This is a genomic window from Streptomyces sp. NPDC028419, assembly GCF_055565515.1.
Map to the genome: position 1 here is coordinate 75,694 of NZ_JBVHUE010000007.1, position 18,771 is coordinate 94,464.

Consider the following 18,771-nt stretch of genomic DNA (forward strand, 5'->3'; position numbering starts at 1 on the left):
CTTCTCCGGGGAGAGAACCGTGAGCACCACCCAGATCGCCGCCGACGTCACCACCGCCGACACCGCCCGCCGCATCGCCGAGCTGTCGCCCGAGCTGCGGGCCCGGCTGGAGGCCCGTCTGCGCGAGCGGTCGGCCGGCCGCCCGGCGGCGCCCACGGGTGTGCCGCGCCGCCCCGAAGGGGCGCCGGCGCCGCTCTCCCTCACCCAGGAGCAGATCTGGCTGGCCCAGCAGCTCGCCCCGCGATCGGCCGCGTACAACGTGCCGATGGCGCTGACCTGCACCGGCCCCCTCGACGTCGAACGCCTCGCCCGGGCCTTCGCCACGGTGATCGACCGGCACGAGGTGCTGCGCACCACCTTCGCCCCCGGCGCCGACGGCCTGCCCGTCCAACACGTGCACCGGGCGGCCGGGTTCGTCCTCCCGGTGACGGACCTGCGGGCCCTGACGGCGGACGAGCGGGAGGCGCGGGTGCGCGCCCGGCTCACCGAGGAGGCGAACACCCCCTTCGACCTGGCGGCCGGACCGCTGCTGCGGGCCGCGCTGCTGCGCACCGGCGAGCAGGAGCACGTCCTGCTCCTGACGATCCACCACATCGCCGCCGACGCCTGGTCGGTGAACGTGCTCCTCGCCGAGGCCGGGGCGGCCTACCGGCTGGCGGACGCGGCCGCCGCGGCGCTGCCCCCGCTGCCCGTGCAGTACGCCGACTTCGCCACCTGGCAGCGCGGCCGCCTCGACGGAGCCGCCCACCAGGAGAGCCTCGGCTACTGGCGACAGCGGCTGGCCGGCCTGACGGACACCCCGCCGCGCGCCACCGCCACGGGCCGCCCCGAGGGCGCCGCCGCGGCCGGAACGCACACCCTGGAGCTGTCCGCCGAGGTCGCGACCGGCCTGCGCGACCTGGCCGCCCGGCACCGCACCACCCTCTTCACGGTGTCCCTGGCAGCCCTCCAGGTCCTCCTGCACCGCTACGGCGGCGGCGCCGACCCGGTGATCGCCACCCCGGTCGGCGGGCGCGGGCGCAGCGAACTGGAAGGGCTGATCGGCTGCTTCGTCAACACCCTGCTGCTGCGCGGCGACCTCTCCGGCCGGCCGACCTTCGCCGCGGTGCTGGACCGGGCCGCCGAAGCCACCCGACGCGACTTCCAGCACCAGGAAGTCCCCTTCGAGCAGCTGGCCGCCGAGCTGCGGGCCGGCTCGCCGGACGGACTGGCGCGCACCATGCTCGTACTCGACCAGGGCGCCCCGCAGGCCGCCCCGGACACCGCCGACGCCGGTGAACTGGTCCTGCGCCCGCTGGACGGGACCGGCCCGGCCGACGCCAAGCGGGATGTGACCTTCACCGTCTCGGAGACCGGCGACACGCTGACGCTGACCCTCGTCCACCGCGCCGACCGCTACGAGGAGCGCTCCGCCCGGCGACTGCTCGACCACTACGCCACCCTGCTGCGCGAGGTCTGCGCCGACCCGCACCGCCCGGTCGCCCACCTCCCGCTCCTGGCCGAGGACGAGCGCACGCTGCTGCTCGACACCTGGAACGCCACCGCCCTCGACGTGCCCGCCGGGACCTTCCACGGACGCTTCGCCGAACAGGCCGCCCGCACCCCGCACGCCGTCGCGGTGGTCGGAGCCGACGCCACCCACACCTACCGCGAACTGGACCGGCTGGCCAACCGCCTCGCCCACCACCTGACCGGCCTCGGCGTCACCGCCGAGACCCCCGTCGGCATCTGCCTCGAACGCGGTGCCCGGACGGTCGTCGCCCTGCTCGCCGTGCTCAAGGCGGGCGGCTGCTACGTGCCGGTCGACCCGGCCCAGCCGCAGGAGCGGATGGCGATGATGCTCGCCGACACCGCCGCACCCGTGGTGATCACCCGGCGCGCCCTCGCCGACCGGCTCCCCCCGGGCGTGCGTGCGGTCGTGGTGGAGGAACTGACCCTCGACGCGGCCCCCGACACCGCCCCCGCGGTGGCCGTGGACCCCGGCCAGGCCGCCTACGTGCTCTTCACCTCCGGTTCCACCGGTCGGCCCAAGGGCGTGGTCGTGGAGCACCGCCAGGTGCTCAACTACCACACCGCGGTCGGGTCCGCGCTGGGCCTGGAGCCCGCCGGATACGCGATGGTCCAGCCGTTCACCTTCGACTCCTGCGTCACGGTCCTGGCCTCCGCGCTCCTGGGCGGCGGCACGCTGCACATGGTGGACGCCGACACCGCCTCCGACGGCCGGCTGCTGGCCGCCTACTTCGCCGAGCACGCGATCGACTACCTGAAGATCAGCCCCTCCCACCTCGCGGCGCTGGAGGGTCCGGGCGGCGCCCACCGGGTCCTGCCCCGGCGCGGCCTGATCCTCGGCGGCGAGGGCTCGACCAGCGCCTTCGTGGGCGAACTGCTGGAGCGGGCCGAGTGCGCGGTCCTCAACCACTACGGGCCCACCGAGACGACGGTCGGCGTGACCACCCACCGCCCGCGCGCCGCCGAACTCGCCGGCTCCCCGACCGTGCCGATCGGCCGGCCGCTGGGCAACGTCCGGGCGTACGTACTGGACGAGCGGGGCGAGCCGGTCCCGGTCGGAGTGCCGGGCGAGCTCTTCATCGGCGGCGCCCAGGTCACCCGCGGCTACCTGGGCCGCCCGGGCCTGACCGCCGAGCGGTTCGTGCCCGACCCGGCCGGCGCCCCCGGCGCCCGGATGTACCGGACCGGCGACCTGACCCGCCGACTGCCGCAGGGCGAGATCGAGTTCCTCGGCCGGCTGGACGACCAGGTCAAGATCCGCGGCTTCCGGATCGAGCTGGGCGAGGTGGAGGCGGCGCTGGCCGCCCTGGCGCCCGTGGCCGCGTCGGCCGCGGTGGTCCGCGAGGACCGGCCGGGCGACCGCCAGCTCGTCGGCTACGTCGTCCCGCAGCCCGGCATCGCCCTCGAACCAGCAGCGCTGCGCGCCGAGTTGTCGAAGGCGCTGCCCGGCTACATGGTGCCGTCCGCGCTGGTCGTCCTCGACGCGCTGCCGCTCACCGCGCACAACAAGCTGGACCGCCGCGCCCTGCCCGCCCCCGCACGCCAGGAGGCCGCCGCCGGGCGTCCCCCGCGCGACGAGCGCGAGGCCGCCCTGTGCCGGATCTTCGCCGAGGTGCTGGGCACCGAGCGCGAGCCGGGGATCGACGAGAGCTTCTTCGACATCGGCGGGCATTCGCTGCTGGCGATGCGGTTGGTGGCCGCGGTGCGCGCGGAGTTGGGGGCCGAGGTGGGTGTCCGTGACGTGTTCGAGGCGCCGACGGTGGTCCGGCTGGCCGAGCTGATCGGTGGGGCCGGCTCCGCCACCGCCCTGGCGCCCCTCGTCCGGGCGGAGCGCCCGGAGGTCCTGCCGCTCTCCTTCGCCCAGCGTCGACTCCGCTTCCTCAACACCCTGGAGGGCGAGGCCAGCGCCTACGCGATGCCCGTGGTGCTGCGGTTGGCGCGGGCGGTGGACGCGGTGGCGTTGCAGGCCGCGCTGGACGACGTGGTGGAGCGGCACGAGACCCTGCGGACGGTGTTCCCGGAGTCGGGTGGCGAGCCGTGCCAGGTGGTGCTGCCGGCGGCCGCCGGGCTGGTGCCCTTGGACGTGGTGGCCACGGACGAGGCGGGTGCGCGCGAGCGGATCGCCGAACTGTCGGCGCTGCCCTTCGACCTGTCGTCCGAACTCCCGGTGCGCGCCGCGTTGTTCGCGCTCGCCCCGCAGGAGCACCTGTTGGTGGTGGTCCTGCACCACATCGCGGGTGACGGGCTGTCGATGCGTCCGTTGACGCAGGACCTGACCTTCGCGTACGCGGCCCGGGTGCGGGGTGAGGCTCCTGGGTGGTCGCCGTTGCCGGTGCAGTACGCGGACTTCGCGCTGTGGCAGCACCGCGAGCTGGGGGACCCGGACGTTCCGGGCACGGTGCTGCACGAGCAGTTGGCGTACTGGGAGGCGGAGTTGGCGGGGCTGCCGGAGGAGATCGCCCTTCCGGTGGATCGTTCGCGGCCGGTGCGTCCCTCGCATCGGGCGCGGGTGCACTCCGGATTCGTGGACGGTGTGGTGCACGGGAAGCTGGCGGCGCGTGCGCGGGGCGAGCGGGCGACCGTGTTCCACGCGGTGCACGCGGCGCTGGCGGTGCTGTTGACCCGCAACGGCGCGGGGACGGACGTGCCGATCGGTACGCCGACGGCCGGGCGCGGACACCGCGAGGTGGACGGTCTGATCGGGTTCTTCGTGAACACGCTGGTGCTGCGGACGGACACGAGCGGCAACCCGTCACTGGGCGAGTTGCTGGGGCGGGCGCGCGAGGTGAATCTCGGGGCGCTCTCGCACCAGGACCTGCCCTTCGAGCGGCTGGTCGAGGCCCTGAACCCGGCGCGCGCCCCGCACCGGCACCCCCTCTTCCAGACCGTCCTCACCTTCAACGGCGCGACGGACGACGCGGTCGCGGACTCCGTCGAGCAGGCCGACTTCGAGAGCGCGGCCAAGTTCGACCTGTCGTTCACGGTGACCGAGCACCACGACGCCGAGGGCGCCGCGGCCGGTCTGACGGTGACCATCGAGTACGCGACCGACCTCTTCGAGGCGGCCACCATCGCCCGACTGGCGGACCAGTTCCAGCGGATCCTGCGCGCCGCCGCCGAACACCCCGACACCCGCCTCCACGACATCGACCTGCTGGGCGAGGAGGGCCGCGCCGAACTGGCCGCCCTGGCCACCGGAGACGTGCACCCGCTGCCCGCCGCCGCCCTGCCGGAGCTGTTCGCCGCCCAGGTCGCCCGCACCCCCGACGCCACCGCCGTCGTCAGCGCGAGCGGCACCCTCAGCTACGCCCGGCTCGACACGGCCACCGACCGGCTGGCCCGCCACCTGACCGCCCTCGGGGCGGGTGCGGAACGCCGGGTCGCCCTGCTCCTGCAGCGCTCGGCGGAGCTCGTGGTCAGCACGCTCGCCGTGGTGCGGGCGGGCAGCGCGTACGTACCGCTGTCCGAGAGCTGGCCCGACGAGCGGATGGCCTTCGTGCTCGCGGACACCGGCGCCGACCTGCTGCTCGTGGACGCGACCACCCGCGACCTGCCCTTCGTACGCGCCCTGGCCGCGGCCGGGATGCGGGTCGTGGACGTCAGCGCCCCGCTGCCGGAGGCCCCCGCCCGTTCCGTTCCCGCCGTCCAGCCCGAGCGCCTCGCCTACGTCATGTACACCTCCGGATCCACCGGCACCCCCAAGGGCGTCGCCGTCACCCACGCGGACGTCGCCGCGCTGGCCGCCGACCGCTGGTGGCAGCGGCACGGCCACCACGAGCGGGTGCTGTTCCACTCCCCGCAGGCCTTCGACGCCTCCACCTACGAGTTGTGGGTGCCGCTGCTGAGCGGCGGGCAGGTCGTCGTCGCGCCCGCCGGTGAACTGGACGCCGAGCGGATCGGGCGACTGGTCGCCGAGCACCGGGTCACGGCGCTCTGGCTGACCGCGGGCCTCTTCCGGCTGCTCGCCGAGGACGCACCGCAGAGCCTGGCCGGCGTGCGCGAGGTGATGACCGGAGGCGACGTGGTCCCGGCCGCCGCCGTGCGCCGCGTGCTCTCCCTTCACCCCGGGCTGCGGGTGGTCGACGGCTACGGCCCGACCGAGACCACCGTCTTCGCGACCCGGCACTCGATCACCGCCGGGGACCCGCTCGGCGCCACCGTGCCGATCGGCCGACCGCTGGACAACATGCGCGTCCAGGTGCTGGACCCGACCCTGCGGCAGGCACCGCCCGGCGCGCCGGGCGAGCTGTACATCGCCGGCGCCGGACTCGCCCGGGGCTATCTGGGGCGTCCGGGGTTGACGGCGGAGCGGTTCCTGCCGGATCCCTTCGGTGAGCCGGGTGCGCGGATGTACCGCACGGGTGACCTGGGGCGTTGGCAGGCCGATGAGCGGGGCGAGGGGCGGCTGGAGTTCCTGGGCCGGACCGACGACCAGATCAAGCTGCGCGGTTTCCGGATCGAACCGGCCGAGATCGAGGCGCACTTCACGGGCCGCGGGGACATCGCGCAGGCGGCGGTGCTGCTGCGCGAGGACAACCCGGGCGATCAGCGCCTGGTCGCCTATCTCGTCCCCGCCACCGACGCGGGCGCCGTCCCGGATCCGGCCGAGCTGCGGGCGTACGCCGCCGCGCACCTGCCGGCCTACCTGGTGCCCTCCGCCGTGGTCCTGCTGGACACCCTGCCGCTGACCCCCAACGGCAAGCTCGACCGCCGGGCCCTGCCCGCCCCCACCACGACCGCCGCCTCCACCAGGGCCCCGCGCACCCCGCGCGAGGAAGTCCTCTGCGGCCTCTTCGCCACCACCCTCGCCGTCGACCACGTCGGCATCGACGACAACTTCTTCGACCTCGGCGGCCACTCCCTGCTGGCGATGCGGTTGGTGGCCGCGGTGCGGGGCGAGTTCGGGGCCGAGGTGGGTGTCCGCGACGTGTTCGAGGCGCCGACGGTGGCCGGGCTGGCCGAGCTGATCGGTGACGCCGACGCCGCCACCGCGCTGCCGCCGCTGGCACGCGTCGAGCCCCGCCCGGAAACCGTCCCGCTCTCCTACGCACAGGCCCGGCTCTGGTTCCTCAACCGGATGGAGGAGACCGAGCGGGCCTCGTACAACATCCCGGTGGTGCTGCGGTTGGCGGAGGCGGTGGACGCGGTGGCGTTGCAGGCCGCGCTGGACGACGTGGTGGAGCGGCACGAGACCCTGCGGACGGTGTTCCCGGAGTCGGACGGCGAGCCGTGCCAGGTGGTGTTGCCGGCGGGTGCGGGCCTGGTGCCCTTGGACGTGGTGGCGACGGACGAGGCGGGTGCGCGGGAGCGGATCGCGGAGCTCTCGGCGCGGCCGTTCGACCTGTCGAGCGAGCTCCCGATGCGTGCCGCGTTGTTCGTCCTGGGTGCGCGGGAGCACGTGTTGGTGGTGGTGCTGCACCACATCGCGGGTGACGGGTTGTCGATGGGTCCGTTGACGCGGGACGTGACGGACGCGTATCGGGCCCGGGTGCGGGGTGAGGCTCCTGGGTGGTCGCCGTTGCCGGTGCAGTACGCGGACTTCGCGCTGTGGCAGCACCGTCACCTGGGGGATCCGCAGGTGCCGGGAACGGTGCTGAACGAGCAGTTGGCCTTCTGGAGCGGCGCGTTGGCGGGATTGCCGGAGGAGATCGCGCTTCCGGTGGATCGCTCCCGTCCGGCGCGTCCCTCGCTCCGGGCGCGGGTGCACACCGGTTTCACGGATCGTGCGGTGCACGGGAAGCTGGCGGCGCACGCGCGGGGTGAGCGGGCGACCGTGTTCCACGCGGTGCACGCGGCTCTGGCGGTGTTGTTGACCCGCAACGGCGCGGGTGTGGACGTGCCGATCGGTACGCCGACGGCCGGGCGCGGACACCGTGATCTGGATGGTCTGATCGGGTTCTTCGTGAACACGCTGGTGCTGCGCACGGACACGAGCGGCAATCCGACGCACACCGAGTTGGTGGGGCGCACGCGTGAGGCGAACCTCGCGGCGCTCTCGCACCAGGACCTGCCCTTCGAGCGGCTGGTCGAGGCCCTGAACCCGGGCCGCGCCCCGCACCGGCACCCCCTCTTCCAGACCGTCCTCACCTTCAACAGCGCCACCGGGACCGCCGACGACCAGGGCGAGAGCGACGTCGCGTCCGAGGGCGCGGCCAAGTTCGACCTGTCGTTCACGGTGACCGAGCACCACGACGCCGAGGGCGCCGCGGCCGGTCTGACGGTGACCATCGAGTACGCGACCGACCTCTTCGAGCCGGCCACCATCGCCCGGCTGGCGGACCAGTTCCAGCGCATCCTGCGCGCCGCCGCCGAACACCCCGACACCCGCCTCCACGACATCGACCTGCTCGCCGAGCACGAGCGCCGGGCCCTCTTCACCGACTGGAACGGCCCCTCGCGCGCCCTCCCCGGCCGCACCCTGCCGGAGCTGTTCGCCGCCCAGGTCGCCCGGACCCCCGACGCCACCGCCGTCGTCTGCGAGAGCGGCACCCTCAGCTACGCCCAGCTCGACACCGCCGCCAACCGCCTGGCCCGCCACCTGGTGGCCCGGGGGGCGGGGCCGGAGCGCCTGGTCGCGCTGGCCGTGCCGCGCTCGGTGGAGACCCTGGTCTCCGTACTGGCGGTGCTCAAGTCCGGGGCGGCGTACCTGCCGATCGACCTCACCCACCCCGGCGAGCGGATCGCCTACACCCTGGCCGACGCCCGACCGCTGTGCGTCCTCACCACCGTCGGGGCGGCCGAACAGCTGCCCGTCACCGAGCACCCGCTCCTGCTGCTCGACGCGCCGGACACGGCCGCCGCGCTGGCAGCCCTGCCCGCGCACGACCTCACCGACGAGGACCGGTCCGCCCCGCTGTCGCTGCGCAACCCGGCCTACGTGATCTACACCTCGGGCTCCACCGGACGCCCCAAGGGCGTCGTGGTCGAGCACCACTCCCTGGACGCCTACCTCGCCTGGGCCCGTGAGGCGTACGCCGGCGTCGCCGGCCGGGCCCTGGTCCACTCGCCGGTCTCCTTCGACCTCACCGTGACCGGCCTCTTCGCCCCGCTGACCAGTGGGGGCGCCGTACAGCTCATCGAGCTGGACGAGCGCGCGGCCACGGCGGGGGAGTGGGAGCGCCCGACCTTCGTCAAGGCCACGCCGAGCCACCTGGCCCTGCTGACCGCGCTGCCCGAGCGCTTCTCGCCCAGCGAGCAGCTCGTGCTCGGCGGGGAATCGCTGATGGGCGAGGTGCTGGACGAGTGGCGGCGCCACCACCCCGGCGCCACCGTGATCAACGAGTACGGACCGACCGAGACCACGGTGGGCTGCACCGAGTTCCGCATCGAGCCCGGTGACACCGCGCCCTCCGGCGTGATCACCATCGGGCGCCCGATCTGGAACACCCGGATGTACGTGCTGGACGAGTCCTTCCGGGCGCTTCCGGTCGGGGTCGGCGGCGAGCTCTTCATCGCCGGCGACCTGGTGACCCGGGGCTATCTGGGGCGTCCGGGGTTGACGGCGGAGCGGTTCCTGCCGGATCCCTTCGGTGAGCCGGGTGCGCGGATGTACCGCACGGGTGACCTGGGGCGTTGGCAGGCCGATGAGCGGGGCGAGGGGCGGCTGGAGTTCCTGGGCCGGACCGACGACCAGATCAAGCTGCGCGGTTTCCGGATCGAACCGGCCGAGATCGAGGCGCACTTCACGGGCCGCGGGGACATCGCGCAGGCGGCGGTGCTGCTGCGCGAGGACAACCCGGGCGATCAGCGCCTGGTCGCCTATCTCGTCCCCGCCACCGACGCGGGCGCGGTCCCGGATCCGGCCGAGCTGCGGGCGTACGCCGCCGCGCACCTGCCGGCCTACCTGGTGCCCTCCGCCGTGGTCCTGCTCGACACCCTGCCGCTGACCCCCAACGGCAAGCTCGACCGCCGGGCCCTGCCCGCCCCCACCACGACCGCCGCCTCCACCAGGGCCCCGCGCACCCCGCGCGAGGAAGTCCTCTGCGGCCTCTTCGCCACCACCCTCGCCGTCGACCACGTCGGCATCGACGACAACTTCTTCGACCTCGGCGGCCACTCCCTGCTCGCCGCCCGCCTCACCGCCCGGGTCCGTGAGGAACTCGGCGTCGAGATCGGCCTGCGGGCCCTCTTCGAGACCCCCACCGTCGCCCTGCTGGCCGAGCGGATCGGCGCCGACGGCGCCGGCGGATCCTCCGACGGCCTGGGGCAGTTGCTGCCGCTGCGCACCGGCGGCACCCGCGCCCCGCTCTTCGCCGTGCACCCCGGCGGCGGACTCGGCTGGTGCTACTCGGGCCTGGCCCGCCACCTGGACCGCGACCGGCCGCTCTTCGCCCTCCAGGCCCGGGGTCTCGACGGGACGGGCGAACTGCCCGGCTCCGTACCGGAGATGGCGGCCGACTACCTGCGGCTGATCCGCGAGGTCCAGCCGGAGGGTCCGTACCACCTGCTCGGCTGGTCCTTCGGCGGTACCGTCGCGCACGAGCTGGCGCGCCAGCTCCAGGAGGCGGGCGAGGAGGTCGCGCTGCTGGCGATGCTCGACTCGCACCCGACGGGCCGCTTCCGGCACGCCGGCCGGCCCAGCGCCCAGGAGATCCTCTCCCTCGCGCTGGACGGACTCGACCTCGACGAGCTGGACGTCCTCGCCGCCCCCGCCCCGGCGGACGGCGAGGAGGCCCTGGGCGACGGTCTGCCCGGCGCCACGGCCGTGCTGGAGCTGCTGCGGGAGCGCGGCAGCGTGCTGGGCGGCCTGGACCCGGCGGCGCTGGGTCGGCTGGTGCGGGTGACGGCCAACAACATCGCGCTGGCCCAGGGCGAGGAGCCGGGCCGCTACCGGGGTCCCGTGCTCTTCTTCGAAGCCCTGCCGGGCCGGGGCGCCGACGGCACCCCGCTGGCCGAGCTGTGGGCCGCGCACGTGGACGGCCCGGTGGAGAACCACCCGCTGGACGTCCCGCACAGCCGCTTCACCACCCCCGAGGCCCTCGCCCAGATCGGCCCGGTGCTCGCCGCCCACCTGCGCTGACCCGCCGTCCGGGGGTGACGCGTCCGGCGCCCGGTGTCCGGTGTCCGACGCACCGGCGCCGGGCGTGCCACCCCACCCCGCCCTGTCTCGTCCTGCTCTGCCGCGCCCCGCCGTGTCCCGCTTCGTCCTGCCCGGACGTGCCTTCCCCTGCCCGGCCCTCGGTAACGCCCCTCCCGCCCGGCCCCATGACGTCCCGTCCCGCCGCGGCCTCCGAACGGAGCTCACCCGTGCCCCTGCCCCTGTCCCTCGCCCCGCCCCTGGTGGGCCTGCCATGACCACCTTCGCGCTCGTCTGGGCGGGCCGCCTGGTCACCGCACTCGGGTCCAGCATCTCCGGCTTCGCCCTCGGCCTGTGGATCTACCAACAGACCGGCTCCGTCACGCAGTTCGCCACCGGCCTGTTGCTCGCCTTCGCCCCGGGGATGCTGGCCGCCCCGGTCGCCGGGGTGCTGGTGGACCGGCACCGGCGCCGCATCGTCCTGCTCTGCGCCGACGCGGTGGCCATGCTCGGTGCGGTGGCCCTGGCCACCGCCCAGGCGACCGGGCACCTCGCCGTCTGGCAGGTGTACGCGGTGATCGTCGTCGAATCCTGTTGCGCGGCCTTCCAATGGCCCGCGCTCGCCGCCGCCGTCACCGGCATGGTCCGACCCGAACAGCGCGGCCGGGCCAGCGCGATGACCCAAACCGCCCTGGCCGGAGCCCAGTTGTTGGGTCCGATGCTCGCCGCCGTACTCCTCGGCGCGGGCGGGCTCCGCGCCGTCCTGGTGGTCGACGTCATCTCCTTCGCGCTGGGAGTGCTCACCCTGTTGGTCGCACGCTTCCCCGAACCGCCCGGCTCACCGAAACGCGCCGGCCCGCACGAGGAAGGCCCGGGCTGGCGCGCGGAGTTGACCGAAGGACGCCGGCTGCTCACCAGTCAACCCGGACTGAAGTACCTGCTCCGCCTGGTCACGGTCCTCAACGCGGCCGAGGCCACCGCCACCGCCCTGCTGCTCCCCCTGGTCCTGGCGGCCACCCCCGAGGCGGACCAGAACGCCGCGGTGGCCATGGTCAGCACCGCAGGCGGGCTCGGCCTCGCGATCAGCAGCATCGCCATGTCCATCTGGGGAACCCCGCGCCGGCCGTTGGCCTGGGTCACCGCGGCCACCCTCGTGAGCGGCCTCGCGGTGCTCCAAGCCGGGTTCTTCCCGCGCCCCGTCCCCTTGGCGGCGGCTGCCTTCACCTTCTTCCTCGGCCTACCGGTGGTGAGCAGCTGTGCGCAGGTGCTCTGGCAGTCCGCGGTGGCCGCCGAGGCCCAGGGGCGGGTCTTCGCCCTGCGCCGCATGTTCACCCAAGGTGGCATCCTGCTCGGCTACTTGGTGGCCGGACCGCTCGCCTCACAGGTCTTCGGCCCCTTGGTGGACCCCGGCGGACCGCTCGCCGCCACGCTGGGCCGGCTGCTCGGCTCGACCCGCGACCGCGGCAGCGCCCTGCTCCTCTGCTGTACCGGACTGATCCTGGCCCTCACCGCCCTGATCGGGCGCCGCCACACCATCACCGCCCTGCCGGCGCCACCGGACGAGGGCGCGAAACCCACCGGGACCGCGTCAGCCGCGCGGGGCCCGTCACCCACCGCGCCGGACGGCGCGTCGGACGGGGCCGGTCCCCCGGTCGCCACGGGCCCTGCGGCCCGCCCCTGAGCGCCTCCGGCTGGCCCGCCGCCCCGTCCCGAGGGCCCGATCCGCCTACGCTCGGGGTCGGCGATCCTCCTCCACCGATCTCCCTCACCTCTGCCTCACACCGATCCGGAGCCACTGTGATCTTCCGCCCCACCCACGCCAGCGACCTCGACCGCCTCCTCCCGCTCATCGTCACCGACGCGGCGGGCGGGATGACCGCCGACACGTACACGACCCGGCTCGCCGCGGGGGAGTACCGCCCCGAATGGACCTGGCTGGCCGAAGACGGCGCGGGCGGCGCACCGCTCGCCCTCGCGGTGTGGTGGGGCGGCCCGGACGACGCCCTGCCGAACGCCCTGGACGGCCTCTTCGTCCCCGAGCCGACCGGGTCCACCGTCGAACGCACCGCACTGGCGGCTGAGTTGCTCGCCGCGGCGCACACGGCCTACGCCGCCGCCGGTGCGGAGGCCGCGCCCGACTACCACCTCTCGCTCCCGGGGGACTGGCGCGAACGGCCGGACGTGGTGGAGGCCGTGACCTGGCGTCGGGAAGCGGCCCGGCGGGCGGGGCTCCCGGTGTCGCTGGAGCGGCTGCGCTACGAATGGACGCCGCGGTCCGGTCTTCCGGAGCCCCGCGGGCGCCTGGTCTTCGCCGCCGAGCCCGACGACGAGGTCTTCGTCGACCTGTTCCGCCGGGTCCTGACGGACAGTCTGGACACGGACTCCACGAAGGAGGCCGCGAGCATGGGCGCGGAGGCCCAGGCCCGCGGGGACGTCGCGTTCTACCGCGACACCATGCCGGGGGAGCGCTCCTGGTGGCGGGTGGCCCGTACGCCCGCGGGCGAGCCCGTCGGCTTCGGTCTCCCCTCCCGCAACCACGCCTTCCCGGTGGTCGGATACCTGGGCGTGGTCCCCGAGCACCGGGGGCGTGGGTACGCCGACGAGATCCTCGCCGAGATCACCCGGATCCTGGTGGTCGAAACCGATCCGGAGAAGGTCCGGGCCGACACCGACCTGACGAACGTGCCGATGGCCGCGGCCTTCGAGCGGGTGGGCTACCGCAACGACGCCCGCCGCCTGGTGCTGTCCGCGCACTGAGACGCGGGCCCGGCCGCCGCCGTGCGAGCGGGTGGCCGAGATCGTGCGTCTATCCGGTGAATATCCTCCCTCGCTTCCATGGGCCCCGTGAAGAACGCCGTGGAGAGGGACGACCGAAGATGAGCACCGAAGAGTTGACCGCCGACCGGCCCGCGGCCCAGGCCGCCGCCGCGACCGAAGCCGAGGCCCGGGCCGCCTTCCTGTCCCGGGCCGGCGGCCCGGCGGTCGGCGCGCGCACGGTGCTGGAGCGGGCTCCGGAACTGTTGCCCGGCACGGTCGACGCCGCCACCACGGACATCGAGGCGGTACTGGGCCACCTCGCCGCCCGCGCGGCGACGCACCCGGCGGCCGCCGGCCCCGCCGGGTCCGCGCACCCCACGGCCTGGGGCCTCGATCTGGCCACGGGCGGGCTGCGCCGGGTACGCGTCGCCGGGTCCGGCTCCCCGGTGGGCGTCGCGGCGGGACTGACCTGGGTGGGCGCGCTCGAAGAAGGTCTCGCCCAGCACTGCGCGGCCCTCCTCGCGCGCCGCCTGGAGGCCCCCGGGACCCGGGTGCCCCGGCTGCGCCTCGGCGACGGGGGAGTCGAGGTGCCCCGCGCGCTGCTGCGCGAGGCGCACGCCGCGGGGGAGCCCGTCGCGCACGACCTGACCGAACTGCTCTCCCTGCCCGCCTGCGCCGTCGCGCTCGCCCCGCGCCCCGGGGGCGAGCACCGCGGGGACGCGTGCGAGACCGTCATCGCGACGGGCGCGACCCTGGCCGACGCGGCCCGTACCGCGGTGGAGCGCGCGCTGTCGCGCCGCCGGGCCCACGAGGCCGGCCACCCGGTCCCGCGGGCCTTCCCCGCCGTCGGCCGGGAGCGCGAGGACGACGCCCCCGGCCCGGCCCCCTGCGCCCAGTGGTCGAGCCCGTTGGACGCCCTGCGCTCCGAGGGCCACAGCCCGGTCGCGGTGCTGCTGGACCACGACGACCGGGTCACCGAGGTGCTGCCGTACCTGGTCCGGATCGTGCTGTCGGCGAAGTAGCACCGCCGGCGCCGGCCGGAGCGCCGCCCGCGCGGCAGGTCAGGCGTCCGGGACGAGGACCTCCTGGGCCCCGGCTTCCGCGGCGGGCGCGTCCGGCGCGGCCAGGCCCGCCCGTTCGGCCAGCGCGCCGCCCTGGAAGCGGCTCTCGGCGCCCAACTCCTCCAGCAGCTCCGCGATGTGGCGGCGGCAGGTGCGCAGCGACATGCCCATCCGCCGTGCGATCACCTCGTCCTTGGCGCCCTCCACCAGCAGCCGCACCAGGGTCCGCCGCAGGCTGTGACCGACCTCCTTGTACGCGGCTCCGCTGCTGCCCAGGAAGGGGTCCGCGGCGGACCAGTGCTGCTCGAAGACCCGGCACAGGTAGGCCACCACGTCGGGGTCGCGGACCAAGACGGCCCCCTCGCCGCTCCCGCCGTCCGAGCGCCGGGGCAGGAAGGCCACGCTGCGGTCGAACACGATCGCCCGGTCGGGCAGTTCGGCGGCCGTGCGGTACTCCGCGCCGGCCGCGGTGAGCGTCTCCACGTACCCCTGGGTGGCCAGGTTGGAGCGGGCCGGGTGCTGGTAGAGCGTGCGCATGCGCACGCCCCGGTCGAGCATCGCCAGGTCCCGCTCGATGGCGTCGCCGAGCCGGTGCGGCGGCCGCCCGCCGCCCGGCTGGATGGTGAAGACCTCCTCCCGGCACCGCGCCGAGTGCTGGGCGAGCAGGGCCGATACGGCGGCCAGGTCGGGCAGCGAGTCGATGCCCTCGCGGCGGGCCTGCTCGTGCCGGGTCGCCCGGTAGCGCGGCATCAGGGACCGCAGGTCGTCCCGGACGGACTGGGCGTGCGCGGCGCTGCGCGCGAGCCGCGCCTCCAGCGGCCCGACCGCCTCCGCCGCGGCGGCGTCCGGACTGACCGCCATCAGCTCGTCGGGGCTTCCCGGAACCGTGCGCAGGAGCCTCAGCCGGAGCAGGGTGTGGCACGCCCGCTCCGCCTCCTCCGTGCTCAAGCCGAGGTCAGAGGGGACGTCGAGCGGGTGCCGCGGGAGGGCCCCCCGAGCCAGGACGTGTTCGAAAACGGCCACGGCAGCCGCGTCCAGTCGCGGCAAGTCGATGAATTCTGTCCCGGTATCGATGCTCATACCCCCTATGCGGCCCTGCTACTTCCGTGCCCTGCAGGGTATTGCCAGATCGGAGCGCTGGACCCGCGGGGCGTGGCATGAGGAGATTCGGGTGTCCGCCACACAAACCCCCTCAGGCGGACATCGCATGGCGAATCCCCCACCGGTGGTGTTCGCGGCCCATGCACCCACCTCCCGACTCAGGAGTCGCACCATGCCCGCAGCCAGCCGATGCTTCCTCGCCCTCACGGTCCTGCTGGCGTGCGGTGCGTCCGCGCTCACCGTGGGCGACGGGCTCGGACCCGGCGCCGCGGGGCACCAGGACGGATCCGCCGTGGTGAACACGCTCGCGGCCACGCCCCTGGACACCAGTTGGGGCGACGGCTACATCGCGCCGCAGCACTAGGTACCTCGCGTGAGAACCGGGCAGGAGCCTTCGTCCCCCCGTCCCGTCCGACCCGAAGTGAAAGGCCCCAGAACGTGTCATCCCTGCCTGTGACCCCCTCCCGGTCCGGACACGGGCCCCGAGAAGGGGTCGAGAGTCCGGCGGACCTCGCGCTCCTGCCCGACCTGGTGCGCGCCGTGATCGCCCGGTCCGCGGCGCGGGCGCGGCGGGGTGAGGGTGGTTCGGCGGGGTCCGACGGCGAGGGTGCGGAGACGGTCGACTGGACCGTGACCCCGGGCGAGTTCTGGTGCCACGTGATGCCGGGCGCGCCGGTCCGGCGCACCCAGGGGTGGAAGCTGCACGTCTCGGCCACCCCGCTCGCCGCGCCGCTGGCCCTGGCCCGCGCCGCCGAGGTGCTGGTGGCCCACCGCGCCGCCTTCAAGTTCGCCGGAACGCCGGCCCGGGTCGCGGCCCTGGTGTCGGGGCGCTTCGCGCGGGGCGGGGGCGGCAAGTTCATCACCGTGTACCCCTCGGACGACGACCAGTTCCGCGTACTCGCCGAGGAACTCCACCGCGCCACCCTGGGGTTGCCCGGTCCCGCTGTCCTCTCCGACCGCCGCTACCTGCCGGACAGTCAGGTCTCCTACCGCTTCGGGGTCTTCGCCGGAGTCCAGGAACTCACCGCCGACGGCTGCTTCGCCACCCTCCTGACCGACCCCGAGGGGCGCCGGGTGGCCGATGAGCGCAACGCCTGGTTCAGCCCGCCCGCTTGGGCGGGCGACCCCTTCCCCGAGCGTACGGCGGCCCCCGTCCGCAGCGCCGCCACCGCCAAGCCGGTCCTGCTCGGCGGCCGGTACCTGGTGCGCGGCGCCATCCAACACTCCAACAAGGGCGGCGTGTACCGGGCCGAGGACACCGAGACCGGTGCGCAGGTCGTCGTCAAGCAGGCCCGGCCCCACGTGGCCGCCGGCCTGGAGGGGCTCGACGTACGGGACCTGCTGCGCCGGGAGGCGACCCTGTTGGAGCGGTTCGGCAAGGCCTTCCCGGACCGGGTCCCGCGGCTGGCCGAGGTGTTCGAGCAGCAGGGCAGCGTGTTCCTGGCGGCGGGGACCGTCCCCGGCGCCACGCTGCGCCGCACGGTCGCCGAGCGCCTGGTGCAGACCGGCGCGGCCTGCCCGGACGGGGCCACGGCCGACGCGCTGGTCCGGCAGCTGATCGAACTGGTCGCCGCCGCCCACGAACTGGGCGTCACCCTGCACGACTTCAACCCGAACAACGTCATGGTCACCCCGGACGGCCGGCTCGTGCTGATCGACCTGGAGATGGCGGCCCGCGAGGGCGAGCGCTGGGTCCTGGGGGCCACCCCCGGCTACACCGCCCCCGAACTGCGCGCCGCCCCCCAGGTGGCGCCCGCGATGGGCCCCGCCGTCGACCTGTACGCCCTGGGCGCGACCGTCCTGCACGCGCTGAGCGGAGCCGACCCGCTGTTCGCGACGGACCGCCCCGCGGCGGACGCCCGGCCCGACGAGGAACGCCTCGCCCACCTCGTGGAGTTGCTCGCCCGGGAACAGAGCGCAGTGCGCCGCTTCGCCCCGCTGGTCCTCGGCCTGATGCGGGACGAGCCCGGCGCGCGCTGGACGCTGGAGGCCGCCCGTGCGTTCCGCCCGGCGGACCGGCCCGGCGCGCGCCCGGCCGGGGTGCGCGGCGGCTCACCTGCCGGCGCCCCCGTCGAGGACGTCCGGGCCCGCCTGGTGCGCGACGGCGTCGCCCACCTCCTGGCCACCGCCGGCCCGCAGGACGCCGACCGGCTCTGGCCCTCCGACACCTTCGGCGTGACCTGCGACCCGGTCGCCGTGCAACACGGCTCGGCCGGTGGGGTGGCCGTACTCGCCCGGGCCCTGAACGGCTGGGACGACCACTTCGCCGGTGCGCCGGACGGGCCGGGCGCCCTCACCCGGGAGACCCTGCGCGAGGGGCTGCGCACCGCCGCGCTGTGGACGGCCGACCGGCAGGAGGCACTGCCCTGGATCCTCCCCGGCCTGCACTTCGGCCGCTCCGGCACGGCCTGGGCGCTGCTCGACGCCGCGGAGGCGCTGGACGACCCGGCCCTGGCCGGACGGGCGTCCGCGCTCGCCCTCAAGCTGCCCGTCGAGTGGCCCAATCCCGACGTCTGCCACGGCGCCGCCGGATCCGGCCTGGCCCAGCTGCACTTCTGGCGCACCACCGGCGACCCGCGCTTCCTGGAGCGGACCGCCCAGGTCGCCGAGGCACTGCTCACCGCGGCCCGGCACACCCCCGAGGGCGTCTTCTGGCCGGTGCCGGAGGACTTCGACTCCGGGCTGGCGGGAGCCTGGCACTACGGCTTCGCCCACGGCGTCGCCGGAGTCGCCACCTTCCTGCTCCTCGCCGCCGAAGCCACCGGTGAGGACCGCTTCCTGAAGGCGGCCGTCGAGGCGGGGACCACCGTGACGACCGCCGCCCGCAAGGGGCCGGCCGGCACCATGTGGCCGGTGGACCGGGCCCGGCACCTCGCCGGATCGCCCGACCTCGCCCGGCACTGGTGCAACGGCTCCTCCGGGGTCGCCACCTTCCTGGTCCGGCTCTGGTCGGCGACCGGCGGGACCGACGACGTCACCCGCGACCTGGTCGAGGGCGCGGCCCTCGCGGTGCGGGCCGGGCGGTTCGGGGACTCGCCCGCCGCGTGCCACGGGCTGGCCGGCAACGCCGAGTTCCTGCTCGACGCCGCCGAGCTGACGGGCGACGAGGAGCACCGGGCGGGCGCGGAACTGCTGGTCGAACACCTGGCGGCGCAGGCGGTCCTGCGCGACGGCCGGCTGCTGGTGCCCGACGACAACCGCAAGGGCGTGCTCGCCGAGTACGCCACCGGATTGGCCGGGAGCCTCTCGCTGCTGCTGCGGATGCGCTCCGGCGGGCCGCGCGCCTGGCTGCCCGAGGGTGCGCGCACCCACCTCTGAACTTCCGGT

At 75.2% G+C, this 18,771-nt stretch carries 7 protein-coding genes; 6 read left to right on the forward strand and 1 reads right to left on the reverse strand.

Features of this window, described 5'->3' with window-relative positions:
* Positions 1–19 precede the first annotated feature (19 nt).
* The 4 genes from ACZ4UB_RS10835 (at position 20) to ACZ4UB_RS10850 (ending at position 14,304) form a co-directional block, all read left to right on the forward strand.
* Positions 20–10,528 (forward strand): non-ribosomal peptide synthetase, encoded by a 10,509-nt coding sequence (locus tag ACZ4UB_RS10835; RefSeq protein WP_468069729.1) that lies wholly within the window; start codon positions 20–22, stop codon positions 10,526–10,528.
* Between the two features lie 271 nt (positions 10,529–10,799).
* Positions 10,800–12,206: an MFS transporter gene (locus ACZ4UB_RS10840; protein WP_468069730.1), complete on the forward strand. Its 1,407-nt coding sequence runs from the start codon at positions 10,800–10,802 to the stop codon at positions 12,204–12,206.
* Between the two features lie 116 nt (positions 12,207–12,322).
* Positions 12,323–13,282, forward strand: a complete 960-nt coding sequence (locus ACZ4UB_RS10845; RefSeq protein WP_468069732.1) for a GNAT family N-acetyltransferase — start codon at positions 12,323–12,325, stop codon at positions 13,280–13,282.
* A 119-nt stretch (positions 13,283–13,401) separates the two neighbouring features.
* Complete coding sequence (locus tag ACZ4UB_RS10850) at positions 13,402–14,304, forward strand: hypothetical protein (RefSeq protein ID WP_468069733.1); 903 nt, start codon at positions 13,402–13,404, stop codon at positions 14,302–14,304.
* 39 nt (positions 14,305–14,343) lie between these two features.
* Here ACZ4UB_RS10850 and ACZ4UB_RS10855 read toward each other — a convergent pair whose 3' ends face one another.
* Positions 14,344–15,291, reverse strand: a complete 948-nt coding sequence (locus ACZ4UB_RS10855; RefSeq protein ID WP_468069734.1) for a helix-turn-helix transcriptional regulator — start codon at positions 15,289–15,291, stop codon at positions 14,344–14,346.
* A 325-nt stretch (positions 15,292–15,616) separates the two neighbouring features.
* Here ACZ4UB_RS10855 and ACZ4UB_RS10860 point away from each other — a divergent pair, with 325 nt between their 5' ends.
* The gene (locus tag ACZ4UB_RS10860) at positions 15,617–15,808 is read left to right on the forward strand and encodes a hypothetical protein (RefSeq protein WP_468069735.1); all 192 of its coding nucleotides are present in this window, start codon (positions 15,617–15,619) and stop codon (positions 15,806–15,808) included.
* A gap of 74 nt (positions 15,809–15,882) precedes the next feature.
* Positions 15,883–18,762 carry a class IV lanthionine synthetase LanL gene (gene lanL, locus ACZ4UB_RS10865; RefSeq protein WP_468069736.1) on the forward strand — a complete coding sequence of 960 codons (2,880 nt, stop codon included), beginning with the start codon at positions 15,883–15,885 and terminating at the stop codon, positions 18,760–18,762.
* The last annotated feature ends 9 nt before the right edge of the window (positions 18,763–18,771 follow it).